The sequence below is a fragment of the Vibrio sp. T20 genome, from assembly GCF_007858795.1.
In the GTDB taxonomy this organism is placed as follows: domain Bacteria; phylum Pseudomonadota; class Gammaproteobacteria; order Enterobacterales; family Vibrionaceae; genus Vibrio; species Vibrio satsumensis.
The window spans coordinates 56996-83548 of record NZ_VFEB01000171.1; the positions used below are offsets into that span (position 1 = coordinate 56996).

Sequence of the window (26553 nt, forward strand, 5' to 3'; positions counted from 1 at the left end):
CAGACAGAATTTAGGGAGAGTTAAACGTGGATTTAACTAACATGGGTATCGCAGCAAAAGAGGCTGCTTTCCACCTAGCGACCGCATCTACGGCGCAAAAGAATAAAGCATTGGCGATCATCGCTGATGAGCTAGAAGCAAACGCAGCAACGATTTTAGAAGCGAATGCGAAAGACATCGAACTGGGTCGCGAAGCGGGTCTAACGGAAGCACTGCTTGACCGTCTACTTCTTAATGAAGAACGCTTAACGGGCATCGCTAACGACGTTCGTAATGTCATTAGCCTAAACGACCCTGTGGGCAGCGAAATCGACAGCAAGGTACTGGAAAACGGTATGTCATTGTCTCGTCGTCGTGTACCGCTTGGTGTTGTTGGTGTTATCTACGAAGCACGCCCGAACGTAACGATAGATATTGCGGCACTGTGTCTGAAAACAGGCAACGCAAGCATTTTGCGTGGTGGTAAAGAGACCTTCTTCTCGAACATGGAGCTGGTAAAAGTTATCCAGTCTGCACTAGAGAAAGCGGAACTTCCTGCAGCTTCTGTTCAGTACATCGAGAAACCTGATCGTGAACTAGTTTCTCAATTGCTTAAACTGGACGACTACGTGGATATGATCATTCCTCGTGGTGGCGCTGGCCTGCACAAGATGTGTAAAGAGAACAGTACTATTCCAGTTATCATCGGTGGTTTCGGTATCAGCCACATCTTTGTTGATGAAAGTGCAGACCTTGAAAAATCAGTCGATGTTGTCGAAAACTCTAAAGTTCAACGCCCATCAGCATGCAACTCTTTAGATACATTGTTGGTGCATGAAGCTGTTGCTGAAGCTTTCTTAGCTCAGCTGAAACAGCGTTTAGCGGGCAAGGTAACCTTGGTTGCCGATGCTAGTGCAAAATCGCTGCTAGCGGGTTTTGAAGACCAACGTGATGCGGTTGAAGGTGACTTTGACACTGAATGGCTAAGCTACACGCTAGGCGTGAAAATCGTTGCGGATGTGGCAGAAGCGATTGATCACATGCGTGTACACAACGCGAGTCACTCTGATGCAATCATGACTAATAGCCTAGAGAGCTCAGAGCGCTTTATTAACTCGGTCGGTTCTGCGGCGGTTTATGTGAATGCATCAACACGTTTCACTGATGGCGCACAGTTTGGTTTGGGCGCTGAAGTCGCAGTGTCTACTCAGAAATTGCATGCTCGCGGCCCAATGGGCTTAGAAGAGCTGACAAGCTACAAATGGGTAGGTAAAGCGAACTATTTAGTTCGCGGTTAACGCTGGTCGTTAATTTTACTCCTCAGCTCATTTTTGAAATGGCGATCGAGTAGCAATAATCAATGAATCACCACACAAAAGGGCCTTAATTGGCCCTTTTTCTTTCCTAACGTTTGGCAATTCCGTTACACTGATATTCAATTATTTGGAGGTGATATGCATTGTCCTTTTTGTTCAGAGAACGACACGAAAGTAATCGATTCAAGACTGGTAGCCGATGGCCATCAGGTTCGTCGCCGCCGTCAATGCCTTGCATGTAGTGAACGTTTTACTACGTTCGAGTCGGCAGAACTTGTGATGCCTAAAGTCATAAAGTCGAATGGAAACCGCGAACCATTTAATGAAGATAAAATGGTGGGTGGTGTACAGCGCGCCCTAGAAAAACGCCCAGTGAGTGCTGATGCGATTGAACTTGCGATCAGTACGATTAAGTCACAACTCCGTGCAACTGGTGAGCGTGAAGTACCAAGCGAGATGATTGGTAATCTTGTGATGGGCCAATTGAAAGAATTGGATAAAGTGGCGTACATTCGTTTTGCGTCTGTTTACCGCAGCTTTGAAGATATCCGAGAGTTTGGCGAAGAAATCGCTAAATTAGAGGATTAACTCCTCAATCATGTCAAACTTTACTCCCCTGGATTTTCAAATGATGTCGCGTGCTATCCATTTAGCGAAGCGCGGTATTTACACCACTGCGCCAAACCCAAATGTCGGTTGTGTGATTGTACAAACTGATGGCCAGATCGTTGGTGAAGGTTTTCACGCTAAAGCGGGTGAACCTCATGCCGAAGTGCATGCCATGCGAATGGCGGGCGACAAAGCAAAAGGTGCGACGGCTTATGTCACCCTAGAACCTTGTTCTCATTACGGTCGAACGCCGCCTTGTGCTGAAGGGTTGATTAAGGCTCAAGTAGCTAAAGTGATTTGTGCGATGCAGGACCCAAACCCAAAAGTAGCCGGTCGTGGTATCAAGATGCTGCGTGATGCGGGTATTGAGGTGGAAATCGGTTTGTTAGAACAAGACGCTCTCAACTTGAACCCTGCATTTGTCAAGCGTATGCAGACAGGCATGCCATTCGTTCAGTTAAAGATGGCCGCTAGCCTCGATGGGCAAACGGCATTGGAAAATGGTCAAAGCCAGTGGATCACATCGTCAGAAGCGCGTCGTGATGTTCAGAACTACCGAGCAAAATCAGGTGCGGTGTTATCAACTAGCCAGACGGTGATTGAAGATAACGCCTCGTTGAATGTTCGTTGGGCTGAATTACCAAGCAGCGCTCAAGCTCATTACGCTGAAGACGAGCTACGTCAGCCGATTCGCGTGATTCTTGATCGCCAAAATCAACTGCGCCCTGAGCTCAAGTTATACCAGACCCCAACATCGGTATTGAGAGTCGCTGAAGCCTCTGCCGATATTACAGTCGGAACAACGGATGCAGGTCAGCTGGACTTACACGATTTGATGCGTCAGTTACCTGCGAATCATATTGACCATATTTGGGTTGAAGCGGGTGCCACGTTAGCAAAAAGCTTGATTGAAGCGCAGCTAGTGGATGAGCTAATTCTCTATTTAGCACCTAAACTAATGGGCAGTGACGGACGAGGTTTGATGGGCGCATTAGGGCTCACTTCAATGTCTGATGTGATTGACCTAGAAATTAAAGATGTTCGACAGGTTGGTGTGGATATTCGCATCGTGGCGAAACCAATAGCGGCTAAACCTATTGTGGCAGAACCAAGAGCGGAAAAACCACTATCGAAATAGTTACTCCAACTGCATACGTGTCGTTGACAATAAAAAGAGTTTTAAAATGTTTACAGGAATTGTAGAAGCCGTAGGTACATTGAGTGCAATCACTCCCCGCGGAGAAGACATCACCGTAACGGTTAACGTTGGCAAGCTTGATATGGCTGACGTTCAGTTAGGCGACAGTATTGCAACCAATGGTGTGTGTTTGACGGTCGTTGAATTTAACGACCACAGCTACAGTGCAGACCTTTCGCTTGAGACCCTGAAAAAAACGGGTTTTGTGGATTACCAAGCGGGCGATAAGGTAAATCTTGAGAAAGCAATGCTGCCGACCACGCGTTTCGGTGGTCATATCGTATCGGGTCACGTTGATGGCGTGGGTGAGATTGTTGAACGTAACCAAGTCGGTCGTGCGATTGAGTTCTGGGTAGAAATGCCAGCAGAAATTTCAAAATACGTGGCTCAAAAAGGCTCAGTAACGGTCGATGGTATCAGCCTGACTGTGAACGATTTACGTAAGAACGCATTCAAGCTGACTATCGTTCCTCACACTTCTTCAGAAACCACCATCGATCAATTCAATGTCGGTCGTAAAGTGAATCTAGAAGTCGATGTATTAGCGCGTTACATGGAGCGTTTACTGCAAGGTCAGCAACAAGAATCTGAGCCTGAATCTCGATTAACAATGGAATTCTTACAGCAGAATGGTTTTGCCTAACCGTTGATACAAAGTATTTAAGCGAGACTTTGTAAAGCGAAGCAATATCATCAGGTTTAAATAGTGTCGGTTCTAGGAAGCAGAACCATTTCAAAGGATATAGAACAATGCCAATTAGTACTCCTCAAGAAATTATTGAAGACATTCGCCTAGGAAAAATGGTTATCCTGATGGATGATGAAGATCGCGAAAATGAAGGCGATCTGATCATGGCAGCTGAACATGTTACGCCAGAAGCGATTAACTTCATGGCAATGTACGGCCGCGGTTTGATCTGTCTAACGCTGACTAAAGAGCGTTCAAACCGTATGGGTTTAGCACCTATGGTTCAAGACAACAATGCACAGTACACCACTAACTTTACGGTTTCGATTGAAGCGGCAGAGGGTGTAACAACCGGTATTTCAGCATCCGATCGTGCAGTGACGGTTCAAGCAGCAGTAGCGAAAGACGCAAAAGCGGCTGACTTAGTTCAACCTGGTCATATCTTCCCACTGACAGCTCAAGAAGGCGGCGTATTAACGCGTGCTGGCCACACTGAAGCGGGTTGTGATTTAGCTCGATTAGCGGGCTGTGAACCAGCTTCGGTTATCGTTGAGATCCTAAACGACGACGGCACCATGGCTCGTCGCCCTGATCTTGAAGTGTTCGCAGAAAAGCATGACATCAAGCTAGGCACTATTGCTGACCTGATCGAATACCGTAACAACACAGAAACAACGATTGAGCGTGTTGCACAATGTCATTTACCAACAGAGTTTGGTGATTTCGAGCTTGTGACTTACCGCGATACAATTGATAACCAGATCCACTACGCAATGCAAAAAGGCAGTTTAACCGAAGGTGCTCCTTTGGTGCGTGTTCACCTGCATGATACGTTTACCGATCTGCTTCATTCAGACCGCGGTACTGAGCGCAGCTGGTCGCTAGATAAAGCGATGAAGCGCATTGGCGACGAAGGCGGTGTGCTGGTTATTCTTGGCAACGAAGAGTCGTCTGATTCTTTGATCCACAAAGTGAAGACATTCGAAGCGCAAGATAAAAACGAGCAGCCAACCATGGCTAAGAAGCAGGGTACCTCGCGTCGTGTTGGTGTCGGCTCTCAGATTCTTCAAGACCTAGGCGTGCACGATATGCGTCTGCTTTCTTCGAGCACTAAGCGTTACCACGCATTGGGCGGTTTTGGTCTTAACGTTGTTGAGTACGTTTGCGAATAAATCATGTGTCAACGAGCAGACGTTTCTCCGTTTGTAGCGACATAATTTACCGATAATTTCAGTGGCTCTTTTGGTGATAAGTTTTGCCAAAAGGGCAAAGTAGCCAAGTTCGACTCAAAACGTGTTCAATACACAAACTTGGCTCCTCGCTGTTCCTATATGCTTGGGATCAGCGCTGCACTATCATCTTTACATTGCCGGTGTCTGTTCTTCTAAATTACCATTAGATATTGCTCACAGTTTTGTGCTAGAATCCGGCGATTCTCACTTGATGAAAATAGTTAAAGGAAGGCTTATGAAAGTGATCGAGGGTGGCTTCCCAGCGCCAAATGCAAAAATTGCTATCGTTATTGCTCGTTTCAACAGTTTTATTAACGAAAGTTTACTTTCTGGTGCAATCGATACTTTAAAGCGTCATGGACAAGTAAGCGAAGACAACATCACTGTTGTTCGTTGCCCTGGTGCAGTTGAACTTCCACTTGTAGCGCAGCGCGTTGCAAAAACAGGCAAGTTCGATGCGATTGTATCTCTTGGTACAGTAATTCGTGGCGGTACACCTCACTTTGACTATGTTTGTAGTGAATGTAATAAAGGTTTGGCACAAGTGTCTCTGGAATACTCTCTTCCAGTAGCGTTTGGTGTTCTTACTGTTGATACGATCGATCAAGCTATTGAACGCGCAGGAACCAAGGCTGGTAATAAGGGTGCAGAAGCAGCACTTAGCGCACTTGAGATGATCAACGTTCTTTCTGAAATCGATTCCTAATGGGGGCCAGTGTGAAACCAGCCGCACGTCGTAACGCACGTCAATTTGCTCTACAAGCAATTTATTCTTGGCAAATTACTAAAGAAAATATTGCTACCGTTGAAGAACAGTTCTTATCTGGTGGTAAGTATGATGAAGAAGAGCATCATGCCGCAGAACCTGCTCTAGCTATGCCAGAAACAGACGTTGCATACTTCCGCGACCTACTAACTGGTGTTGCTCTTAGTCACATGGAACTTGATAGCAAGCTTCGTCCATTCGTATCTCGCCCTATGCAAGATCTGGATTTGATGGAACTAGCGCTTCTACGTTTAGCTATGTACGAGATGACTCGTCGCGAAGATGTACCATACAAAGTGGTTATCAACGAAGCTATCGAGCTTGCAAAAGTATTTGCAGCAGAAGACAGCCATAAGTTTGTTAACGGTGTGCTTGATAAAGCTGCACCGCACGTTCGTAAGAAATAAGACGTTCGTATATTGAATCTAAAGGTCAGCTTTTATGCTGGCCTTTTTTGTAACTAAATTTTTGTAATACTAAAGATAGGGCATGTGATGTCTGGCGAATTTAACCTGATTGAAAAATATTTTGTAAATCGACAACCACAACGTAAAGACGTACATCTGGCAGCGGGCGATGACTGTGCTTTGGTCAAAGCACCAAGTAATGTTCAGATTGCTATCAGTACGGACACCTTAGTGGCAGGCACTCACTTCTTAGCGGAAGCAAACCCAGCTTGGGTGGCACACAAAGCCTTGGCTTCCAACATCAGTGATCTTGCTGCTATGGGCGCGACACCTGCTTGGGTTTCATTTGCCTTAACCATGCCTGAAGTCGATGAAGCGTGGCTTGCCCCATTTTGTGATTCTTTTTTCAAACTTGCAGACTATTTTGGTATTCAACTAATCGGTGGTGATACGACCAAAGGGCCGCTGAGTTTAACACTTACTGTGCAGGGCTTTGTACCTGAGGGTCGAGCACTACGCAGAGATGGCGCGAAAGTGGGTGACTGGATTTACGTGACGGGTAACCTAGGTGACAGTAAAGCTGGCCTAGAGGTGTTACTTAACCCAGAGCTGAACAAAGCTAAGCCTTATGCGCGAGAGCTTGAAGAGAGACACTACCTGAGCACTCCACGAGTTTTGGCTGGTCAGGCACTGGTGAACCTTGCTTCGTCTGCCATTGATATCTCTGATGGTGTTATTGCTGATTTAAAACACATCCTTAAGCGTTCTCAGGTCGGTGCAAGCATTGATGTGAGCACGCTGCCTATCTCCGCTGAATTACGTCAATTCTCTTCTGATATCGCTTCTGCGCAGCAGTATGCGCTCACCAGTGGTGAAGAGTACGAACTCTGCTTTACCGTGCCGGAAGAAAATAAAGGTTCATTGGAAAGTGCTTTGTCACACACTGGCACAAAAGTCACCTGCATTGGCCAGATAAGACCTGTAGAATATTTTGAATTACACAATAATGGTGAACCACTAAGCTGGAACTTAACTGGTCACGATCACTTTAAGGTTAATTGATGACAAATCCACTTTCTCTTATTTCTCTTAAAAATCCTTGGCACTTATTGGCAACGGGTTTTGGCAGTGGCTTATCGCCGATAATTCCCGGAACAATGGGCACGCTTGCGTCTATTCCATTGTACTTATTGTTGGTTCAATTACCTTTCCCAGCTTATGTTGCCATCGTAGTGGTAAGCTGCATTATTGGTATCAAGATCTGCCAGGTGACCTCTGATGATATGGGTGTACACGACCATGGCTCTATTGTATGGGATGAGTTTGCGGGCTTTTGGATCACCATGGGCCTAGTGCCTTTATTGAATATCCCTGCTGATGACTGGAAATGGCTTCTGACTGGTTTTGTGCTTTTCCGCTTTTTTGACATGGTAAAACCATGGCCGATTGGTTGGTTAGATGCACGAATTCACGGCGGCTTAGGTATCATGATTGACGATATTGTAGCGGGTATTATGGCGGCTATTTCGTTGTATGCCGTGGCACATTTCGCTGGTTGGTTAGTGTGAGTTCACTGAAGGATTAAGGTTTAGTTGGCGATACACCAAACTAATTAACGGATACTAAAAAGGTTGACCCTAGGGCCAACCTTTTTTTGTTTGCGGAGCTTACGAGCTTACGAGCTTACGAGCTTACGTATTAAGGCTACTTAGCAAGATAGTCAGAGATAGACTTCTCAATACCTTTCGCGTCTAAGCCAAGCTCTTCATGTAGCTCGCCTTGCGTACCTTGAGCTATAAACTTGTCTGGTAAGCCAAGGTTCAGTACTGGCATTAGCAGTTTCTCTTGCATCAAGAACTCAATTACACCTGCACCTGCACCACCGGCAATCGCATTCTCTTCGATAGTCACCAGTACATCGTGGTCAGCGGCAAGTTGTTTGATTAGAGCTTCATCTAGCGGTTTCACAAAGCGCATGTCTGCAACGGTGGCATCCATTGCACCAGCTGCTTGAAGTGCATTTTCTAAGAAGGTACCAAAGCTTAGGATAGCAACCTTAGCGCCATCTTTTGCTTTTGAGCTTTCACGAACGAGACGGCCTTTACCAATCTCAAGAGCAGTAAACTCACTTTGAATCTCAGTGCCCATACCATTACCGCGAGGGTAACGTACTGCACTAGGGCCTGTGTGTTGGTGGCCTGTGTATAGCATTTGGCGACATTCGTTTTCGTCGCTTGGTGCCATGATCACCATGTTTGGAATGCAGCGCATAAAGCTTAAGTCGAACGCGCCTTGGTGTGTTTGACCATCGGCACCAACAAGACCAGCACGGTCAATAGCGAACATAACCGGTAGATCCATGATAGCCACATCGTGGATCAGTTGATCGTAGCCACGTTGTAGGAAAGTTGAGTAGATAGCCACAATCGGCTTATCACCTGCAATCGCCATACCTGTTGCTAGCGTTACTGCGTGCTGCTCAGCAATAGCAACATCGAAGTATTGCTCTGGGTACTCTTTCGAGAAACGCACCATGCCAGAACCTTCACGCATTGCTGGCGTGATTGCCATTAGCTTAGGATCTTGCGCAGCCATATCACACAGGAAGTCGCCAAAAATCTTAGAGAAAGTTGGCTTAGAGCTGGTGCTCTTAGGTAGGCTTGAGTGTGCGGGATCGAACTTTGGTACACCGTGGTAACCGATAGGATCTTTCTCAGCTGGCTCGTAGCCTTTGCCTTTCTTAGTCATGATATGCAGGAACTGAGGGCCTTTAAGGTCTCTCATGTTCTTAAGCGTTTTAATCAGCTCATTTACATCGTGGCCATCAATTGGGCCAATGTAGTTAAAGCCTAACTCTTCGAACATGGTGCCAGGTACAACCATGCCTTTTAGGTGTTCTTCTGTACGACGAACCAACTCTTTAATCGGCGGAACGCCTGATAGCACTTTCTTGCCGCCCTCACGAATTGACGTGTAAAGACTGCCAGAAAGAACTTGAGCTAGGTGGTTATTTAGCGCACCTACGTTTTCAGAGATCGACATCTCGTTATCGTTCAGGATAACCAGCATATCATTGTGAATATCGCCTGCGTGGTTCATGGCTTCAAATGCCATACCAGCAGTAATCGCGCCATCACCAATCACACTCACGACTTTACGGTTCTTACCTTCTTTCTTTGCACTGATAGCCATACCAAGTGCAGCACTGATCGAAGTTGAAGAGTGACCAACAGAAAGTGTGTCGTATTCGCTCTCTTGACGCCATGGGAATGGGTGCAGTCCATCTTTTTGACGGATAGTCGATAAACGGTCGCGACGACCAGTAAGAATTTTATGCGGGTATGCTTGGTGGCCAACATCCCAAACCAACTGGTCAAAAGGCGTGTTGTACACGTAGTGCAGAGCTACGGTTAGCTCTACTGTACCCAAGCCTGATGCTAAGTGACCACTTGATTGGCTCACTGAGTTAAGAAGATAGGTACGTAATTCATCACAAAGCTGTGTCAGCGTCTCTTTTGGAAGTAGACGCAAATCCTCTGGCTTATCAGCCAAAGCAAGAGTTGGGTACTTTGATATATCAAGAGTCATAGGTAATGCGCGCTTATTGTCTTAGTTCTTGCGCTCGATGACGTATCGGGCGAACTCTTCGAGTAACTGGGTATTGTATGGGATTGCAGCCAAAGCTTGAAGCGCTTCCTGTAGCAGAGTTCGCGCTTTTTCTTGAGCGCCCTCTAAACCTAGCAAAGAAGGGTAGGTGCTTTTGTTTAATTCTTGGTCAGAACCCTGTGGCTTACCCAAAGTTTCAGTATCGCTAGTGATATCTAAAATATCATCTTGAACCTGGAATGCTAATCCAATGGCATCGGCGTACTTGTCTAATAGAGGCATCACTTCAAACGCTTTCTCGCCCGCAGCAAGCGCACCTAAACGAATCGCACATTTCATTAGAGCGCCCGTTTTATTGCGGTGAACTTCTTCTAACTCTTCTAGAGTGACAGAGCGGTTTTCAGCTTCAATATCAAGTGCTTGTCCAATACACATACCTTGTGCACCAGAGGCTTCTGCTAGGCGTTGAATCATTCGAACGCGATTGCTTTCACCGTCAGTACTTAATGTGCCTTCCGCAAGTATAGTAAAAGCGAGAGTTTGTAGTGAATCGCCCGTTAAAATTGCCGTTGCTTCATCGTATTTGATGTGACAAGTCTGATGCCCACGACGCAGTTCATCGTCATCCATTGCTGGAAGGTCGTCGTGAATCAGAGAGTAGGCATGAATACATTCGATTGCAGATGCTGGAGTGTCGAGTTCTTCAGCGGTGCAGCCGAGCATTTCCCCTGTAATGTAGACAAGAAATGGACGTGCGCGTTTGCCGCCTAAAAGTAACCCATAACGCATCGCGTTGATCAGGTTCTGATTTTGGTGTGGCAGGCGATCAAGCCAAAGGTTCAGTTGCTCGTTATTACGTGCTTGATAAGACAATAAAGTCTCGATCATAGGGGATCTCATACAATTCGTTATTCAGGTTGTGGGTTAAAGTCACTCAGCTCTGCATTTTCATCATTCTGCAGTAGGATGCTAACGCGTTGTTCAGCATCATTTAGTTTACTTTGACCGGCACGAGCGAGGGAGATGCCTCGTTCGAACTTTTTAAGCGCATCATCTAAAGCTAGATCACCATTTTCTAGTTGATCAACCAAGCCATCAAGCTCTTCGATTGCTGCTTCAAAGCTCATATTTTCAGGTTTCTTAGTAGCCATAATAAATCTGCGTTTGGAAAGATGAACGAACGTTACCCTAGGCCGCTGAGATGGTCAAATGTAACCAAGAAATTTTGCTAGAAAGTTCGTTTTTAAGGGGCTTGAACTCACTTTGCTTGAATAACCTTAGCTTTATCGAGTTTATGCGCTACGTCTAAGAGCAAAGTAAGCCAATAGTTGGGATTCAAAAACGAAAAGTGTGATACTTAGGCCAAGAATTTACTAAAAGATCTTATAGTCTTGCCGATACAAAGATTATCGTCGACATAGAGCTACAAAAAAGCATGAGGAGTGCTCAGTGGATTTAGCAACCCTAATAGGTTTGATTGGTGGATTTGCCTTTGTAATCATGGCAATGATCCTAGGTGGAAGCCTCGGGATGTTCTATGACACGACATCCATTTTGATCGTAGTTGGTGGCTCAACCTTTGTTGTTCTAATGAAGTTCACCATGGGACAGTTCTTTGGTGCTACTAAAATTGCTGGCAAAGCATTCATGTTTAAAGCCGATGAACCTGAAGATCTTATCGCTAAAGTGGTAGAGATGGCGGATGCAGCGCGTAAAGGTGGCTTCTTAGCACTGGAAGAGATGGAAATCAGCAACAGCTTCATGCAAAAAGGTATCGACCTGTTGGTAGATGGCCATGATGGTGATGTGGTGCGTGCTGCATTGCAAAAAGACATCGCATTAACCACAGAGCGTCACGAACAGGGCGCGAAAGTGTTCTCTGCATTTGGTGATGTTGCTCCTGCGATGGGTATGATTGGTACTTTGGTTGGTCTGGTTGCCATGCTTTCGAACATGGATGATCCTAAAGCGATCGGTCCTGCGATGGCGGTAGCACTTTTGACCACCCTGTACGGTGCGATTCTTTCGAACATGGTGTTCTTTCCTATTGCTGATAAGCTTGCGCTACGTCGTGACCAAGAGACACTTAACCGCCGTCTGGTTATGGATGGTGTGCTGGCGATTCAAGATGGTCAGAACCCACGAGTTATTGATGGTTACCTCAAGAGCTACCTAAACGAAGGTAAGCGGACTATTGATGGTGAACCTGCGTAAGAGGAGTTGAAGATGGATGAAGAGAATCCATGTAAATGTCCTCCTCCGGGGTTACCTCAATGGATGGGAACATTTGCTGACTTGATGTCACTGCTGATGTGTTTCTTCGTACTTCTACTCTCATTCTCTGAGATGGATGTACTGAAGTTTAAGCAGATCGCTGGCTCGATGAAGTTCGCATTTGGTGTACAGAACCGCCTAGAAGTCAAAGATATCCCGAAAGGGACCAGCATCATTGCACAAGAGTTTCGCCCTGGCCGCCCAGAGCCAACGCCAATTGATGTGATCATGCAGCAAACGATCGATATCACTCAGCAGACGCTGGAATTTCATGAAGGTGAATCTGAGCGCGCTGGTGGTACCATGCGTGACCAAGGCAAGATGACTGGAGGCAAGTCGCCAGAGGTATCGACTCACGACAACCAAAACTCTGAGTCAGACCAACAGCAACAGCAAGCCGAAGCTCAATCTCAAGAGATGGAAACCTTGATGGAAAGCATCAAGAAGGCGTTGGAACGAGAGATCGACCAAGGCGCGATTGAGGTAGAAAACCTTGGTCAACAGATTGTGATTCGAATTCGTGAGAAGGGTGCATTCCCATCGGGCTCTGCTTTCTTACAGCCTAAGTTTCGACCTTTGGTGAGACAGGTGGCTGAATTGGTGAAAGATGTTCCGGGCATTGTTCGAATCTCAGGTCACACTGATAATCAACGTCTTGATTCTGAGCTGTATCGCTCGAATTGGGATCTGTCATCTCAGCGAGCAGTATCTGTTGCTCAAGAGATGGAAAAGGTACGCGGATTCTCTCATCAACGTTTGAGAGTACGTGGTATGGCGGATACAGAGCCTGTAGAGCCGAACGATACTGAGTGGCAGCGCAGCCTAAACCGCCGTGTAGAAATCAGCATCATGCAGGGTGAGCCGCTATACAGTGACGAAGTCCCAGCTATCTCTCAATAGCCTGAATTATCTCGAGAGATTTAATTGACCAGAAAGCCCAACCTTATGATGAGGTTGGGCTTTTTATTTGGGCGATGAACGGTTGATTGACCTCTTTGGCTACAGGCTGTGAGTAAGCATGCTATTTTTAATAAGGTGCGCATTTATTACTGGTGCCTAAGCAAGCACTCTTTTCCTTGTTTCACTTTCTCATGTATAATTCGCGCCCTTAGATTTAGATATGATCTACTCTTGCTTCAAGTGCTGTGTAAATTTTCCAATTTACTTGGCGAAGAGCCTTTTAAAAATTTTGAACATTAATGTTGTGAACGTACTATGAAATTTATTGTTAAGCCCCATCCGGAAATTTTTGTAAAAAGTGAATCGGTGCGTAAGCGCTTCACAAGGATTCTAGAGTGCAACATTCGTAACGTTATTCAGCGTCGCTGTGAAAGTGTTGCGGTATTCAACCGTCGCGATCATATCGAAGTGACGTCTGAGAGTGACCAGTACTACGCAGAAGTGTTAGAGGCTCTGACTCACACTCCAGGTATTCACCACTCTCTTGAAGTTCAACAGTCTGAGTTTAAAGACTTGCACGATATTTACGAGCAAGTACTAGAACGCAGCCGTGCTGACATTGAAGGCAAGACTTTCTCTGTTCGAGCTAAGCGTCGTGGTAAGCATGACTTTACCTCTATTGAACTTGAACGCTACGTAGGCGGCGGCCTAAACCAAGCAGTTGAGTCAGCTAAAGTTCGACTTAAGAACCCTGATGTAACCGTTAAAGTTGAAGTGGCTAACGATAAGCTAAACCAAGTTCTAGCTCGTCACAAAGGCCTAGGTGGTTTCCCTCTTGGCACCCAAGAAGATCTACTAAGCTTGATCTCTGGCGGCTTTGATTCTGGTGTTTCAAGCTACCTGCACATCAAACGTGGCTCTAAGGTTCATTACTGTTTCTTCAACCTTGGTGGCCCAGCGCACGAGATTGGCGTTAAGCAAGTGGCTCACTACCTATGGAATAAATACGGCTCATCTGCAAAGGTGAAGTTCATTTCTGTAGACTTTGAACCAGTGGTTGCTGAAATTCTTGAGAACGTAGAAGACGGCCAAATGGGCGTTGTTCTTAAGCGTATGTTCATGCGTGCTGGTGGTATGGTTGCAGAGCGCTTCGGTATTGAAGCTCTAGTAACGGGTGAAGCACTTGGTCAGGTTTCTAGCCAAACGCTAACTAACCTTCGCCACATCGACAACGTGACAGATACTTTGATTCTTCGTCCACTGATCAACTGGGATAAAGAAGACATCATTGACCTTTCTCGTATCATCGGTACTGAAGACTTCGCTAAAGTAATGCCTGAGTACTGTGGTGTTATCTCTAAGAAGCCAACAGTGAAAGCGAAGAAAGGCAAACTAGAAGCAGAAGAAGCTAAGTTTAACTTTGAAGTGCTGGATCAAGTGATCGAGAACGCTCGTGTTATGGATATCCGTGACATCGAGAAAGAGAGCCAAGAGCAAGCGCCTGAAGTTGAACAAGTTCAAGCTGTTGCTGAGCACGCTATCGTTCTTGATATCCGTAGCCCAGAAGAAGAAGACGAAAGCCCACTAGAGATCGAGGGTGTTGAAATTAAACACATCCCATTCTTCAAGCTTTCGACTCAGTTTGGCGACCTAGACCAAGCGAAAGAGTACTTGCTGTACTGTGACCGTGGTGTAATGAGCCGTCTACAGGCGCTTTATCTACAAGAGCAAGGCTTCCATAACGTTAAGGTTTATCGCCCATAGCGGTGCATTGGCCAACCGTTAATTATTTTGCCAAGCCGCTTACTGAAAAGTAAGCGGCTTTTTTATTTTCTATTGTGAATGATTTACAGTAGTCAGACAGAGGCGTGAGTTTGGGCGTGCTATCGTCATGCTCAGCTTTAAAATTTTTATTGATAGAAAGAGTAAGCTCTAAACGGGTTTATAAATACCGAAGAAGTGTGAGTATCTTGAAGTATTCTGTTACTTTTTAGTGCAACTCAATGGTGCTATTTGTATGTGTTCAGTTGATTATTTGAGTGGGTGTCTGATTCTGTGATTAGCGATGAAAAATAATAAAGATTAATTAGCACAGCTATTGATAAACTTGTTGTTACAGTTCTTTGCACATAAAAAAACACCGCCCATAAGGCGGTGTAAACAAATTTGACAGACAGGTCAAAATAAATACAGGAAGTACATGCCTCGTTTCAGTATAGAACTGCAACAAAACATTTGGTAGAACTCTACCCAACTCGAAAAGAACGAGTTTGCAAACACAACATCGCAGGAGCTAAGCCAATTGATTCTAGAGAGAATCAAGCCGTTCAGGCTAGCTGCTGCGGGATGAAATATAGAATTTCTCTGGCCGCTAGGCAATGGACAAATTATAATGTTTCAGATAAAAAAAACTAATGCTTATTTAGAGAGTAACTATGTCTCGTCGATTACCCCCATTAAACTCGCTAAGAGTGTTTGAAGCAGCAGCTCGACACTTGAGTTTTACGCGTGCCGCAGAAGAGTTGTTTGTTACTCAAGCGGCGGTTAGCCATCAGATCAAAGCGCTTGAAGAGTTCTTATCTTTGAAGCTGTTTCGCCGAAGAAACCGCTCTTTGCTGCTGACTGAAGAAGGCCAAAGCTACTTCTTGGATATCAAAGATATTTTCACATCACTGGCAGAAGCGACAGACAAAGTGCTGGAGCGAAGTGAGAAGGGCGCATTGACCATCAGTTTACCGCCTAGTTTTGCTATTCAATGGTTGGTGCCAAGGCTCGCTGACTTTAATCAGCAAGAACCTGATATTGATGTAAGAATCAAAGCCGTTGATATGGATGAAGGCTCGCTGACCGATGATGTAGACGTGGCTATTTACTATGGTCGAGGTAACTGGCCGGGGCTTAGAGCCGATAAGCTTTACCAAGAATACTTGATCCCTCTTTGCTCACCTTCCGTGCTGCTAGGAGCTAAACCATTAGAATCTCTCAGTGATCTGGCATGCCATACGCTATTGCATGATACCTCTCGAAAGGATTGGAAACAGTTTGCTAAGCAAAATGGCATCGACGGGGTTAACGTTAATCACGGACCTATCTTCAGTCACTCAACCATGGTGTTGCAGGCAGCAGCTCACGGCCAGGGTATTGCACTGGGTAATAACGTGTTGGCGCAACCTGAAATCGAAGCGGGTCGTTTGATTGCGCCTTTCGACGAAGTGTTGGTGAGTAAGAACGCCTTCTATGTGGTTTGTCATGAGAAGCAAGCCGATATGGGCCGTATCGCTACTTTCCGTGATTGGATGCTGGCGAAAGCGCAAAGCGAACAAGAGGACTTACTCGATGAATAACCTCATCATTGATGGTGAAGACAATCCTATCACCTTTATCTTTGCTCATGGTGCTGGCGCAGGCATGGATCATGAGTTTATGCAGTCGGTAGCCAAAGGATTAGCCTTTAAAGGGATACGAGTTATCCGCTTTAATTTCCCTTACATGATCAAGCGTGCTGAAGATGGTAAGCGTCGTCCACCTGACAGAGCACCTAAGCTACTTGAAGCCTACCAAGAGGTTATTGAGCAGGTTGATGCCGATAAGCTTGTGATTGGTGGTAAGTCGATGGGAGGGCGTATGGCGAGCCATTTGTCTGAAGTTGATAAGGTGGCCGCCATGGCGTGTTTAGGCTTTCCTTTTCATCCTCCTGGTAAACCAGATAAGTATAAAGGTGAACACTTAGCTGAGTTGCAAAAGCCGTGTCTGATTTTACAGGGTGAGCGCGACACTTTTGGTAAGCGTGAAGAGTTTGCTGACTTTGATCTGTCTGATTCTATTCGTGTTGAATTTATTCCCGATGGCGACCACAGCTTTAAGCCTCGTAAGAGCTCCGGTTACACAGAGCAGCAGAATATTGCGTTAACCGTTGAGAAGTTGTCGGCGTTTATCAAAGAGGTGCTCAATGAGAAGTAAGTCTTTACTTACGTTTTCCGGCATTTCTGGCGCGATAGCAGTAATGCTTGGTGCCTTCGCGGCTCACGGTTTGAAAGCTATTTTACCTGAGTATCTGCTAGGTGTGTTTGAGACCGGAGTTCAATACCAGTTTATCCATACTCTGGCGATATTGGCGTGTGGCGCTCTGCTACAGATGAAACTTGGCGCTAAATCACAAAAATATTTTTTCATTGCGGCAATTTGCTTTATCATCGGCATCCTTTGTTTTAGTGGCAGCCTTTATGGCTTGGCACTGACAGGAATAAAATGGTTTGGCCCTATCACTCCGTTTGGTGGTCTACTATTTATCATTGGTTGGGGAGTCTTCTCCTTCGCTGCTTTGAATATAAAAGAGGTAACTCAGTGAAACACGTACTACTTTATTGTCGCTCTGGTTTTGAAAAAGAATGTGCTGGCGAAATTCAAGACAAGGCAACACAACTGGAAGTGTTTGGTTTTCCTCGCCTAAAGAACAATACAGGCTTTGTATTGTTTGAATGTTACCAAGCAGGTGAAGCGGACAAGTTGATCAAAGAGATCGATTTCCAATCACTGATCTTTGCTCGTCAAATGCTGGCAGTGGCTGTTGAAATTAAAGACTTGCCAACTGATGACCGTATTTCTCCAATTCTTGAGGCGCTTTCTGATAAAGAAGGTTTCCCTCGTTGTGGTGATATCCGTATCGAAACGCCAGATACTAACGAAGCAAAAGAGCTTTTGAAGTTCTGCCGTAAGTTTACTGTGCCGATGCGTCAAGCGATGCGTGGCAAAGGCCTGATGACAGCGAAAGATAATGCTAAGAAGCCTGTGCTTCATTTATGCTTCATCGCTCCGGGTCACTGTTTTGTTGGTTACTCTTACCCAACCAATAACTCACAGTTCTTTATGGGTATCCCTCGTCTGAAATTCCCATCAGATGCACCAAGCCGTTCTACATTGAAGCTAGAAGAAGCATTCCACGTATTCATCCCTCGTGATGAGTGGGACGAGCGTCTGGCTCCAGGTATGTGGGGTGTTGACTTAGGTGCGTGTCCAGGTGGTTGGACTTACCAATTGGTTAAGCGTTCGATGTTCGTTCACTGTGTTGATAACGGCATGATGGCAGACAGCCTAATGGAAACGGGTCAAATTAAGCACCACATGGTAGATGGCTTTAAGTTTGAACCAGATCGTAAGAACGTAACTTGGATTATCTGTGACATGGTTGAGAAACCAGCTCGTGTTGCACACCTTATGGGTGAGTGGATCATCAAAGGTTGGGCGAAAGAAGCATTATTCAACCTTAAACTGCCAATGAAAGGCCGTTACGATGAAGTACTGCAAGATATCGAGAACCTAAAAGTGTTCCTTATTGAGAACAAAGTGAAGTTTAAGATGCAGGCTAAGCACCTTTATCATGATCGCGAAGAGATCACGGTTCACATTCAGGCGCTTTCAAACATCTCACCGCACTAATATTTACGTTAGCGTGTCAGTGAAAAAAATGCTCCTTTAAGGAGCATTTTTTATATCAATATCGTCGAGTCACAGCGAGTTAAACTTTCGCTTCGTAACGAATGTCTTGCAGGTTGAATCCAAGATCAATATCGGTTTTGAGTGCAGAGACTTGCTTACACACACGTGCTGATTCAATGTGTTCATCAAACTTCTTACGATATTTCTTCGGTAAGTCTTCCGCCTGAAAGGCCGCTTCGATATCCGGGTAAGTGGTTAAGATTTCTTTTGCAGCTTTTGGTCCTATACCTGGAATCCCCGGTACTTGGCTAGAGCTCACACCGGTTAAGCCCCAGTAATCTGCAAGCTGCTCAGGTTTAACGCCAAACTCAGCTTCGATAAAGGGTTTGTCTAGCCAGCGGTGTTGGAAGTAATCTCGGATCTGCAGAGTGGGTGATAGCAGTTGGCAATACCCTTTGTCTGTCGAGATGATGGTGACGGTTTCTCCGTGGTCTGCCACTTTCTTGGCCAGTGTTGCGACTAGATCATCTGCTTCATCGCCATCAGACAGCAGTGAATCAATGCCTAACTCCCACCAAGCCTGTTGGATAGCATCAAGGCCTTTCATCAATGGTTCTGGCATTGGCTTACGGTTCTGTTTATAAGCTGGTAGTACTTCAGCGCGCCATCCTCGGTCTTGTAAGTGATGATCAAAAACCGCGATGATGTGGGTTGGCTTTGATTCAGTCAGAATCTTATTGAGAGTGCGAGTAGTGGTGGTGATAGTTCTTGCTATATCGGTTGGGTCCGGCTGAACAGAGTGCACGCGTCGGATGAGGTTTAAGGCATCGATAATAACAAGATGGATAGACATAAGTTTCCACTAAATAGGCAATAAAAAAGGGGCTGCTAGCCCCTTATAGTAACGTATCACTTGGTGAGTTGAAACGTTAGCGACGTAAACGTCATAACCTGATTAACTTTATGTCTGCCAATTGGTTATCACTCACTTAGTTACTCGTTAATGAGTGTGCTTAATCGTTTGGTGCGATTTTATAGCAAGGCACGTAGTCCGTACCGCCCGGTAGCTTCATTCGATGTTGCTCAACAAAATCGTTTAGCAGTTGGTCCATTTTGGTCATTAGCTCTTTGTCGCCATCAATTAGGAATGGGCCGTGCTTCTCGATCTCCAGAATCCCTTCAGCTTTGACGTTACCCGCCACAATGCCAGAGAACGCTTTACGTAAATTAGCGGCTAGGCTCTCTGTTTTTTGGTCCATATGAAGATCAAGCGCCGCCATAGATTCGTGTGTTGGGTCGAATGGCAGTTGGAACTCAGGCTCAATATGCAGTGACCAGTTGTAGCTGTAGGCATCGCCAGTCTCTTTACGGTGAGAGCGCACATCTGGCATCGCTTGTTTCATGATTTTCGCAGCGCGTGCTGGGTCATCAATCACGATTTCATAATGTTTCTGTGCATCAGGCCCTAGAGTTTCACCAATGAACTTATCGATCGAGCGGAAATAAGCTTCACTCTCTTTCGAGCCAGTTAGGACAATCGGCATTGGCTGCTCGGCGTTATTCGGGTGCATCATGATCCCTAAGATGTACAGCAGCTCTTCGGCCGTGCCTGGGCCGCCTGGGAAAATGATGATGCCATGCGCCATACGAACGAATGCCTCAAGACGCTTCTCGATATCTGGCATTATCACCAGTTCGTTTACTATCGGGTTTGGTGGCTCAGCGGCAATGATTGAAGGCTCTGTCAGCCCTAAGTAACGATGATCAGTATAACGTTGCTTAGCGTGACCAATAGCCGCGCCTTTCATTGGCCCTTCCATCGCACCCGGTCCACAACCGGTACAGATGTTCAGCTCACGTAGGCCCAGTTCATTACCCACTTCGCGAGTGTACTGGTATTCAGTGGCATTAATTGAGTGACCACCCCAACACACGATCAGGTTAGGCTCGATGCCCGGCGTAAGTGCGCCTGCATTCCTCAGAATACCAAATACGAGGTTGGTAATGTGAGTGGCATTAGTCAGGTTGAGCCTTTGGTTATCTGCGAGGTGCATGTTGACGTAAACAATGTCACGCAGCACTGAAAATAGGTGTTCTTGGATACCCTTGATGATCTCACCATCGACAAAGGCATGCTCTGGTGGGTTGCTCAGCTCGAGTTTGATACCACGCTCACGTCGCACTACCTCAACATCAAACGATTGATACTTGTCGAGTAGCTCTTTGGAGTTGTCGGTGTGGCTACCTGAGTTGAGTACCGCTAACGTACAGTTACGATACAGTTGGTATAGATCACTAGACGCGGTTTTCTTAAGACGCTCAACCTCAAGTTGAGAGAGTAAATCCATGCTACCGGCAGGGCTGATATGAGTGATCATAGTGCCTCCTTGTTGAAAAGAGCAGAGGACGTTGAAGTGACCCTCTGGCTCGAGAGTGAGAAGCAAACGTTGAAAGTGTTTGGTTAAAGGTGGGGGAGAGTTAACCAGACGAAACGGATACGACAGCGTTGCTTGCCAAGAATGCTTGTTAAGCGAATGTTAATCATTAGCTTAGCAAACATTGAGGGAAATGGTATGTGATAAGTATTTGAAAAAATGAAATAAATTAAATCTAGGGCTGGCCTAGTGCCAAACAAGTTGGTTATTACCGCGTTGTTTTGCTTTATTTAGTGTTGTATTGAGTCGCTCTAACACTTCTTCAGGTGTATCTGACTCTTTAAACTGAGTACTTGCCGCGCATAAAGTAATCGTGATTTGTTGGTCACGGAACTTAAAGGGTAAGCGGCTTACTTGAGTTTGAATGTTTTGAATCACTTGGTGACAATATTCATCGGTTTGCTCTGGCAATAGTAAGACAAATTCTTCACCTGAAAAACGCGCCACAGTATCGGTCGTGCCTGCTTCTTTGGTGATGGTTCTTGCGATGATCTTAAGCGCTTTATCGCCGGCGGTATAACCAAAGCTATCGTTAATGGCTTTGAAGTTGTCGATGTCCAGAAGTACTACGCGCAGTGAGTGTTGTGCGCGGATCCAGCGGCGATACTCAAGCTCTAAGCGATCAGTGAAAGCGGTACGATTGTAAACCTTCGTAAGAGGGTCAAGCAGCATACGCTGAGCCTGATCTTCCAAACGCTTACGGTAATCTTGGGTGACTTCATAGAGTGAATCTAACTGAGTTTTTCCGTAACTCATTCTCTCTATTAGAGCTTGTTCTTTTTGCTCTGCGTGGTTCAGTCTTTCCGAAAGAGAAGCGATTTCACTGAGTAGCGGGTTAATTGACCGTTTTAAACTATCAATATCCTTGGCTTTCTCTACTGAATTCTGGCTCTTAGCGACAAGTTCATTTAACTCAGAGTTAAGCCCTTGGCGGTGCTCAAAGTAGCTTTGGCTCTGGTCGGCATTTTGGTCTGCCGTTTTGATGCTGGAAGCTAGAGAGGAATTAAGCTGATCGATAAACTGTTCAGACTTCTTGCGCTCTAGGTTGGTGCCTTCAATAACCAGTTTGAGGATCTGAAGTGTCAGCTCAAGTAGGTTTTGTGTGGAAACCCCAAGTAGTAGCTTAGCTCTAATATCAGTAAGCAAATCCCCCGATTCACCCTCAAAATCGAGTTCAGTAATCAGGTGTTGTAATTCGTTTGACAGGTCGGAAAGAAGTTCCTGTTCCGGAGAATGCGTAGCATCGGCAAAATGAGTGCGTGAGTTGTTCGCCATAATCTTAATGGCACGCTCATAAATACCGAGTAGTTTCATGGCATGGTCAACTTTCTGACTGCCATTGCATTCGGAGAAGCTAAGTAAGTTTCGTAGGTCGCGTTTTAGCTGTGCTGGAAGGCCAGTTATGCGTTGCAGCGTTTCCCCACTGTGCTTAATGCTATCGTCCAGATATCCGTTCTGTTTATCCATAGCCAACGTTTTCTGCTTAAGCATCCTTTCTAATACTGCCAGCTTTGGGATCATCGAGCTAATGTCTTTTTGCTTTTCTAGCTCTTCCCTAAGGGCAATGAGGTTTTCATCTAAATGGCTGTTACTGCCAACACATGCATCACTCAAAGATGTGACGATACGCTTTAGAACTTTTTGTTCTCTAAGAAATTTGAACGAGGTGTCTCTTTGCGCCAAACGAACTTGCTCCAACTGAAATTTCAGCTGGTGGAGTTGCGCCTGAATGTCTTTTTCAAGAATGCCCATAGATGTATTAATTAGCGCCGCGTAGACCGATCTCGATCATTTTGATGAAATTCCGTTAAATCAATAATAACAAAACTAAAAATAAGGTCACGACTTGCCGCTCTTAACCGCTCGCAAATCAGTCATCTTTTAGCATTTTTTTGATGTTGTCCTCATTCTGGTACGATGATTGTATTTTTATTAGCCCTTGATTAATCGCATGTTTACAGGCTTCTCTTATGTTACCCGTTGCAAGGCTCGCTGCGGGTGCATTATCGATAGCTTTTAGATATACCCATTGGCTACTGCGCTCTTTGAGACTGATCTCACGGGCTAGGTTAGTCGACATTAATAACACATCGAGCAGCTCTTGATCGTTGATCGCGGTGTAAGCTCGTGGCAAGAATGGGTAGTCAGCGATGCCCATACGAATTGTTCGGTTGATATTACGTTTCGGTTCAAAGTCGGTAATCCACGATTGAATCTTTTTAAACATCGCCTCGGGTGATGAATCTCGGTCTGAGTTAGGTTCGATGTAAAGCAGGTTTGCGTCCGAGAAGTGATAGACACGAGCAGGGCCTTCAAGCTTCTCTTTCAAGAACTCTCCAAAAGCATCTTCTAACTCCAGACCCGCTTTATAGCCATTCTGCGTATACATGTTACGTAGGAAAGGTAAGTCAATCATCACGAAGCGCAGACGGTCATTCAATGGTTCATGAATGAGCTCGCCAAGTTGCCACTGTTCGAAGGTTTGGCTGGTTTGTTCTAGTGAGTTGGACAGCTTGGCATTCAGCATTCTGAGATTGGGCAGCTTAGAGCGTGAGTGTGTAAACAGGTCTGTTCGCAGTGAGTCGACTTCTTTAGCCAAGGTTTGAATGAGGTAGCCACGGCGTAGCACAAAGAAGAATAAGATAATGCTGAACAAAAATAGGGCGAACGATATCTTTTGGAACTTACGATGTTCCAGCTTGTACTTTTCTAGTTCTTGGGCTTGTCCTGCATAGTGAAGAGTTTGCTCAGCGAACTCTTTCTGTTGGCGGAAAGCATCTTCACCAACGCGGTTCAGCTTTTGTTGTTCTAAAGAAACCAAACTGTTGTATTGCTTAAGGTTCTCTAAAGCCTGTTGCGATTTTCCTGCTTGCTCATAGCCTAAAGAGAGTAAGTAGTACGAACGCTGCGAAAGGCGCATGTTCTCAACCTGACGCGAGATCTCCAGTGCGCGAGTGGCATGTTTGATCACATCCTCACTCTGCTGAAGGTGATAAGCGAGCCCGGCAGAGAGCAATGCAGCACGACCTTCTAGCTTGGGAATATCCGTATATTCAAGCAGTTCAAGGGCGCGTGTTAGGTATTGTTCTGCCAATGGGTAGTTGTAAAGACGCAGATAGGTTGCCGATAAACTTAGGCGAATATCAATGACTTGATGGATATCTCGGTCAGTACTCTCGTGATCAAGAACGTTGAAGAAGTGCACAAGGGCAAGGTTGTATTTTCCTTGATAGAAATACACGTCACCCATTTTCTTGAGCACTTGCGCTAAGACAGGAGAGTTTTCAAAGTTATCATAAAAATCAGCAGCTTGAGAAAGGTGCTCTAGTGCTTTATCTAGTACTTGTCGCTCAAAGAAAAGCTGTGCCAAGAGGCGGTTTACTTTAGCCAAACGAGAGCTCAAGTTGCCTTCTACCGACTTCCAATAGCCATACAACAACTCAGATAGCGCGTGATTGTACTCTTTATGGTTCAGGTAAAACTCACCGACCGAGATGTGGTAATCGATGGTCACTTTTTCAGAGTAACGCTGATCGAGGTAGGTCTTCGCTTCTTGGTAGTACTTTTCCGCTTCATCGATCTTGTTATCGTAAGAGGCGATATCGGCTTTCAGCATGATCAAGCGGTAGGTGATGCCTTCCGTCAGACGTAAGGTTTTATTCACCGATTCTAGGTTTGTTTCAATATTGGCGAGATCTGCCTTTGCTTTGGCGGACTTTCTGTCACTTAGCCAAAGTAAGCGTACTTTTAGGATCTCGAGATCCAGTTTGAGGTACTCAAGCTTATAGGTTTTCGCGAGCTCAGAGGCTTTGTCGATGTGCTGAATCGCAATACGAATGTTACCAAGGTTGTACTCGGCTTTCGCTAAGATCTTGTAGGCATCGATGCTGCTGTTTGGCGTTCGAATCGAAGAGTCTGTCTCTTCGCGAGAAATCGCCGAAGGGCTTTTCTCGCGTTGATCAGAAAGGACACGAAGCGTTAGGTAGCTGTTGGCCATTTGTTTTGCTTGGCTCGGCTCGATCTCAACCAGGTTATTGGCTTCATTGAGCAGCGCCGATGAATAGACCGACGCATTAACCGATGTGCTTAAGCTTAAAATAAATAGGCTAACGACGTATAACCAACGCATTTCAATGTCCCTTTAAAGATGAGGTAGTTCCAATAAGTGTGTCTTGAGCCTATTATTGGCGAGCCATACGCTTGTTGTGGCTTGGTCTATCTTGCTCTGTTGAACGGTATGGGTTGATATCCAGACCACCACGACGCGTGTAACGTGCGAATACGGTGAGCTTCGATGGGCCACAGTATTTCATGATGTCAGTGAAGATACGTTCAACACATTGTTCGTGGAATTCGTTGTGCTCACGGAAAGAAACTAAATAGCGTAGCAGAGCTTCACGGTCAATTTGCTTACCTGAATATGCGATCTCAACGCTGCCCCAGTCCGGTTGGTTGGTGATTAAGCAGTTCGACTTCAATAGGTGGCTGTGCAGTGTTTCTTCCACTTCTTGTTCGCCAGCAGCGCCTTCAAGCAGTGATGCTTCAAAGTCATAGCTGGTGATTTGGATGTCTTGGTTGTCGATACAGTCACCTTCCATCGTTACGATAGGTTGGTTGGTGTAGTCGGTTACTGAGTTTACATTCACAATGACGGTTTCGCCTGCACATGCTGACAAATCTTGGGTCAGTCGCTCAGTTACTTGTTCCCAGTTTTCGAATTGAGTCTGGTTGTAGCTGTTTAGGTACAGCTTGAAAGATTTTGATTCAATTAAGTTTGGACTCGTTGCTGGGATGAAAACTTCACCCACGGCCACTTGTGGTAGGCCATTAGTGTTTAGCCACGAAAGTTCGTACATCGTCCAAATATCATGACCAACAAAAGGCAGTTCACCGTTTAGCGCAAGATCATCACGATTCAGGCTACGAGGTACTGGTTGCAATAAACTTGCATCGTATTGGTTAGAGTACTCAGTTTTTTGGCCTAGGGTTAAACCCGCTAGCTCTTTTGCGTCAGAATATTTGCTCATACTTTCGTTTCAAATTCGATTAGAATGGGGTCGATTTTACTGAATCCCCATTACCCTGTCATTAAGTCATCGCTTAATCGGCGCGGAAAGGGCTCGGATTCTATTTATTATTTTGTGTTTAGGAGATTTTCATGACTCAACGTGCTCAAGACGCACTACTTTCTTTTAGTCAGCGATACGTTGACGCGTGGCAGCAGCAACACCAAAGCTTACCTCGTAATGAGGAGTTGGTGGACGTGGTATCGCCATGTGTAGAAGAAAAGAGCGGCGATGCCGTGTTATGGAAGCACTATCCACGTGAGCAATTCGCGGATTTCACCAACGTTGAAACCGGTATTGAGTTGACGCTGCACGAAGACATCAAAACCTTCTACGGCGCACAATTCAGCGCAGATATGAACGCGACTTTTGATGGTAACGAACTGACTCTGTTACAGATTTGGAGTGATGAAGACTTCGAATGCCTACAAGAAAACATCTTAGGCCACTTAGTGACTCAGCGTCGCTTAAAGTTAAAGCCTACGGTTTTCATCGCAGCGACTGACGCGGAGCTAGATGTTATCTCTATCTGTAATTTAACGGGCAACGTGATTTTAGAGCGCTTAGGCACCAAAAATCGAGATGTACTAGCCGAGACTTTGGCAGAATTTTTAGAAAAGCTACAACCAGCGGTATAAATA

General features: G+C 45.5%; 25 protein-coding genes. 17 read left to right on the forward strand and 8 right to left on the reverse strand.

From position 1 onward, the window contains the following. Positions 1 to 26 precede the first annotated feature (26 nt). From FTW16_RS18230 to pgpA, 9 genes are all read left to right on the forward strand, one after another. Positions 27 to 1277: a glutamate-5-semialdehyde dehydrogenase gene (locus FTW16_RS18230; protein WP_146492065.1), complete on the forward strand. Its 1251-nt coding sequence runs from the start codon at positions 27 to 29 to the stop codon at positions 1275 to 1277. Between the two features lie 156 nt (positions 1278 to 1433). Then, complete coding sequence (gene nrdR, locus FTW16_RS18235; RefSeq protein ID WP_004734394.1) at positions 1434 to 1883, forward strand: transcriptional regulator NrdR; 450 nt, start codon at positions 1434 to 1436, stop codon at positions 1881 to 1883. Positions 1884 to 1893: 10 nt separating this feature from the next. Then, positions 1894 to 3042 (forward strand): bifunctional diaminohydroxyphosphoribosylaminopyrimidine deaminase/5-amino-6-(5-phosphoribosylamino)uracil reductase RibD, encoded by a 1149-nt coding sequence (gene ribD / locus FTW16_RS18240; protein ID WP_146492066.1) that lies wholly within the window; start codon positions 1894 to 1896, stop codon positions 3040 to 3042. A gap of 46 nt (positions 3043 to 3088) precedes the next feature. Next, on the forward strand, positions 3089 to 3745 hold the full coding sequence (locus tag FTW16_RS18245; RefSeq protein ID WP_048612249.1) for a riboflavin synthase: 657 nt from the start codon (positions 3089 to 3091) through the stop codon (positions 3743 to 3745). Positions 3746 to 3852: 107 nt separating this feature from the next. Then, a complete protein-coding gene (gene ribBA, locus FTW16_RS18250; RefSeq protein ID WP_017096788.1) occupies positions 3853 to 4962 on the forward strand; it encodes a bifunctional 3,4-dihydroxy-2-butanone-4-phosphate synthase/GTP cyclohydrolase II in 1110 nt (369 codons plus the stop codon). A 295-nt stretch (positions 4963 to 5257) separates the two neighbouring features. Beyond that, entirely contained in the window at positions 5258 to 5728 is a 471-nt protein-coding gene (gene ribE / locus FTW16_RS18255) for a 6,7-dimethyl-8-ribityllumazine synthase (protein WP_004741508.1), read from the forward strand. Continuing rightward, positions 5728 to 6195: a transcription antitermination factor NusB gene (gene nusB, locus FTW16_RS18260; protein ID WP_004734399.1), complete on the forward strand. Its 468-nt coding sequence runs from the start codon at positions 5728 to 5730 to the stop codon at positions 6193 to 6195. Before ribE ends, nusB begins: the two co-directional genes overlap by 1 nt. Before the next feature lie 87 nt (positions 6196 to 6282). Next, positions 6283 to 7257 (forward strand): thiamine-phosphate kinase, encoded by a 975-nt coding sequence (thiL, locus tag FTW16_RS18265; protein WP_146492067.1) that lies wholly within the window; start codon positions 6283 to 6285, stop codon positions 7255 to 7257. Continuing rightward, entirely contained in the window at positions 7257 to 7763 is a 507-nt protein-coding gene (gene pgpA, locus FTW16_RS18270; RefSeq protein WP_146492068.1) for a phosphatidylglycerophosphatase A, read from the forward strand. Before thiL ends, pgpA begins: the two co-directional genes overlap by 1 nt. A gap of 136 nt (positions 7764 to 7899) precedes the next feature. On the opposite strand, the gene dxs is transcribed toward pgpA, so the two are convergent. From dxs to xseB, 3 genes are read right to left on the reverse strand one after another with little or no spacing between them, the layout of a single operon-like run. Next, positions 7900 to 9783: a 1-deoxy-D-xylulose-5-phosphate synthase gene (gene dxs / locus FTW16_RS18275; protein WP_146492069.1), complete on the reverse strand. Its 1884-nt coding sequence runs from the start codon at positions 9781 to 9783 to the stop codon at positions 7900 to 7902. A 21-nt stretch (positions 9784 to 9804) separates the two neighbouring features. Then, positions 9805 to 10689 (reverse strand): (2E,6E)-farnesyl diphosphate synthase, encoded by an 885-nt coding sequence (gene ispA, locus FTW16_RS18280; RefSeq protein WP_146492070.1) that lies wholly within the window; start codon positions 10687 to 10689, stop codon positions 9805 to 9807. Positions 10690 to 10709: 20 nt separating this feature from the next. Then, the gene (xseB, locus tag FTW16_RS18285; RefSeq protein WP_004734405.1) at positions 10710 to 10952 is read right to left on the reverse strand and encodes an exodeoxyribonuclease VII small subunit; all 243 of its coding nucleotides are present in this window, start codon (positions 10950 to 10952) and stop codon (positions 10710 to 10712) included. 298 nt (positions 10953 to 11250) lie between these two features. Here xseB and pomA point away from each other — a divergent pair, with 298 nt between their 5' ends. The 7 genes from pomA (at position 11251) to rlmM (ending at position 18411) form a co-directional block, all read left to right on the forward strand. Then, positions 11251 to 12015 carry a flagellar motor protein PomA gene (gene pomA, locus FTW16_RS18290; RefSeq protein ID WP_004734406.1) on the forward strand — a complete coding sequence of 255 codons (765 nt, stop codon included), beginning with the start codon at positions 11251 to 11253 and terminating at the stop codon, positions 12013 to 12015. A gap of 12 nt (positions 12016 to 12027) precedes the next feature. After that, positions 12028 to 12975: a flagellar motor protein MotB gene (locus FTW16_RS18295; protein ID WP_008218619.1), complete on the forward strand. Its 948-nt coding sequence runs from the start codon at positions 12028 to 12030 to the stop codon at positions 12973 to 12975. A gap of 315 nt (positions 12976 to 13290) precedes the next feature. After that, entirely contained in the window at positions 13291 to 14739 is a 1449-nt protein-coding gene (thiI, locus tag FTW16_RS18300) for a tRNA uracil 4-sulfurtransferase ThiI (RefSeq protein WP_017060776.1), read from the forward strand. A gap of 671 nt (positions 14740 to 15410) precedes the next feature. Continuing rightward, positions 15411 to 16319, forward strand: coding sequence for a transcriptional regulator GcvA (locus FTW16_RS18305; protein WP_060982558.1), 909 nt, complete (start codon positions 15411 to 15413; stop codon positions 16317 to 16319). Further along, complete coding sequence (locus FTW16_RS18310) at positions 16312 to 16935, forward strand: alpha/beta fold hydrolase (protein WP_146492071.1); 624 nt, start codon at positions 16312 to 16314, stop codon at positions 16933 to 16935. The genes FTW16_RS18305 and FTW16_RS18310 overlap by 8 nt, the downstream gene beginning before the upstream one ends. Continuing rightward, entirely contained in the window at positions 16925 to 17323 is a 399-nt protein-coding gene (locus FTW16_RS18315) for a DUF423 domain-containing protein (protein ID WP_146492072.1), read from the forward strand. The genes FTW16_RS18310 and FTW16_RS18315 overlap by 11 nt, the downstream gene beginning before the upstream one ends. Next, the gene (gene rlmM / locus FTW16_RS18320; protein ID WP_146492073.1) at positions 17320 to 18411 is read left to right on the forward strand and encodes a 23S rRNA (cytidine(2498)-2'-O)-methyltransferase RlmM; all 1092 of its coding nucleotides are present in this window, start codon (positions 17320 to 17322) and stop codon (positions 18409 to 18411) included. The genes FTW16_RS18315 and rlmM overlap by 4 nt, the downstream gene beginning before the upstream one ends. A 79-nt stretch (positions 18412 to 18490) precedes the next feature. Here rlmM and xni read toward each other — a convergent pair whose 3' ends face one another. The 5 genes from xni to queF all read right to left on the reverse strand — a co-directional run bounded on the left by xni (position 18491) and on the right by queF (position 25873). Next, on the reverse strand, positions 18491 to 19264 hold the full coding sequence (gene xni / locus FTW16_RS18325) for a flap endonuclease Xni (RefSeq protein ID WP_146492074.1): 774 nt from the start codon (positions 19262 to 19264) through the stop codon (positions 18491 to 18493). Positions 19265 to 19424: 160 nt separating this feature from the next. Beyond that, entirely contained in the window at positions 19425 to 20789 is a 1365-nt protein-coding gene (ppnN, locus tag FTW16_RS18330; RefSeq protein WP_146492075.1) for a nucleotide 5'-monophosphate nucleosidase PpnN, read from the reverse strand. Positions 20790 to 21032: 243 nt separating this feature from the next. Beyond that, the gene (locus FTW16_RS18335) at positions 21033 to 22598 is read right to left on the reverse strand and encodes a GGDEF domain-containing protein (RefSeq protein ID WP_146492076.1); all 1566 of its coding nucleotides are present in this window, start codon (positions 22596 to 22598) and stop codon (positions 21033 to 21035) included. 118 nt (positions 22599 to 22716) lie between these two features. Further along, the gene (locus tag FTW16_RS18340; RefSeq protein WP_146492077.1) at positions 22717 to 24975 is read right to left on the reverse strand and encodes a tetratricopeptide repeat protein; all 2259 of its coding nucleotides are present in this window, start codon (positions 24973 to 24975) and stop codon (positions 22717 to 22719) included. Positions 24976 to 25027: 52 nt separating this feature from the next. Further along, complete coding sequence (gene queF / locus FTW16_RS18345) at positions 25028 to 25873, reverse strand: NADPH-dependent 7-cyano-7-deazaguanine reductase QueF (protein ID WP_017630800.1); 846 nt, start codon at positions 25871 to 25873, stop codon at positions 25028 to 25030. Positions 25874 to 26004: 131 nt separating this feature from the next. Here queF and syd point away from each other — a divergent pair, with 131 nt between their 5' ends. After that, positions 26005 to 26550 carry a SecY-interacting protein gene (syd, locus tag FTW16_RS18350; protein WP_123284091.1) on the forward strand — a complete coding sequence of 182 codons (546 nt, stop codon included), beginning with the start codon at positions 26005 to 26007 and terminating at the stop codon, positions 26548 to 26550. Positions 26551 to 26553: the final 3 nt, after the last annotated feature.

Coding starts and splice junctions, on each gene's coding strand:
- ispA (WP_146492070.1), bottom strand. CDS start 10,689: ATGATCGAGACTTTATTGTCTTATCAAGCACGTAATAACGAGCAACTG.
- xseB (WP_004734405.1), bottom strand. CDS start 10,952: ATGGCTACTAAGAAACCTGAAAATATGAGCTTTGAAGCAGCAATCGAA.
- FTW16_RS18340 (WP_146492077.1), bottom strand. CDS start 24,975: ATGCGTTGGTTATACGTCGTTAGCCTATTTATTTTAAGCTTAAGCACA.
- dxs (WP_146492069.1), bottom strand. CDS start 9,783: ATGACTCTTGATATATCAAAGTACCCAACTCTTGCTTTGGCTGATAAG.
- FTW16_RS18305 (WP_060982558.1), top strand. CDS start 15,411: ATGTCTCGTCGATTACCCCCATTAAACTCGCTAAGAGTGTTTGAAGCA.
- thiL (WP_146492067.1), top strand. CDS start 6,283: ATGTCTGGCGAATTTAACCTGATTGAAAAATATTTTGTAAATCGACAA.
- ribE (WP_004741508.1), top strand. CDS start 5,258: ATGAAAGTGATCGAGGGTGGCTTCCCAGCGCCAAATGCAAAAATTGCT.
- thiI (WP_017060776.1), top strand. CDS start 13,291: ATGAAATTTATTGTTAAGCCCCATCCGGAAATTTTTGTAAAAAGTGAA.
- nrdR (WP_004734394.1), top strand. CDS start 1,434: ATGCATTGTCCTTTTTGTTCAGAGAACGACACGAAAGTAATCGATTCA.
- ribD (WP_146492066.1), top strand. CDS start 1,894: ATGTCAAACTTTACTCCCCTGGATTTTCAAATGATGTCGCGTGCTATC.
- pgpA (WP_146492068.1), top strand. CDS start 7,257: ATGACAAATCCACTTTCTCTTATTTCTCTTAAAAATCCTTGGCACTTA.
- syd (WP_123284091.1), top strand. CDS start 26,005: ATGACTCAACGTGCTCAAGACGCACTACTTTCTTTTAGTCAGCGATAC.
- FTW16_RS18295 (WP_008218619.1), top strand. CDS start 12,028: ATGGATGAAGAGAATCCATGTAAATGTCCTCCTCCGGGGTTACCTCAA.
- FTW16_RS18310 (WP_146492071.1), top strand. CDS start 16,312: ATGAATAACCTCATCATTGATGGTGAAGACAATCCTATCACCTTTATC.
- xni (WP_146492074.1), bottom strand. CDS start 19,264: ATGTCTATCCATCTTGTTATTATCGATGCCTTAAACCTCATCCGACGC.
- FTW16_RS18335 (WP_146492076.1), bottom strand. CDS start 22,598: ATGGGCATTCTTGAAAAAGACATTCAGGCGCAACTCCACCAGCTGAAA.
- ribBA (WP_017096788.1), top strand. CDS start 3,853: ATGCCAATTAGTACTCCTCAAGAAATTATTGAAGACATTCGCCTAGGA.
- FTW16_RS18315 (WP_146492072.1), top strand. CDS start 16,925: ATGAGAAGTAAGTCTTTACTTACGTTTTCCGGCATTTCTGGCGCGATA.
- nusB (WP_004734399.1), top strand. CDS start 5,728: ATGGGGGCCAGTGTGAAACCAGCCGCACGTCGTAACGCACGTCAATTT.
- ppnN (WP_146492075.1), bottom strand. CDS start 20,789: ATGATCACTCATATCAGCCCTGCCGGTAGCATGGATTTACTCTCTCAA.
- FTW16_RS18245 (WP_048612249.1), top strand. CDS start 3,089: ATGTTTACAGGAATTGTAGAAGCCGTAGGTACATTGAGTGCAATCACT.
- queF (WP_017630800.1), bottom strand. CDS start 25,873: ATGAGCAAATATTCTGACGCAAAAGAGCTAGCGGGTTTAACCCTAGGC.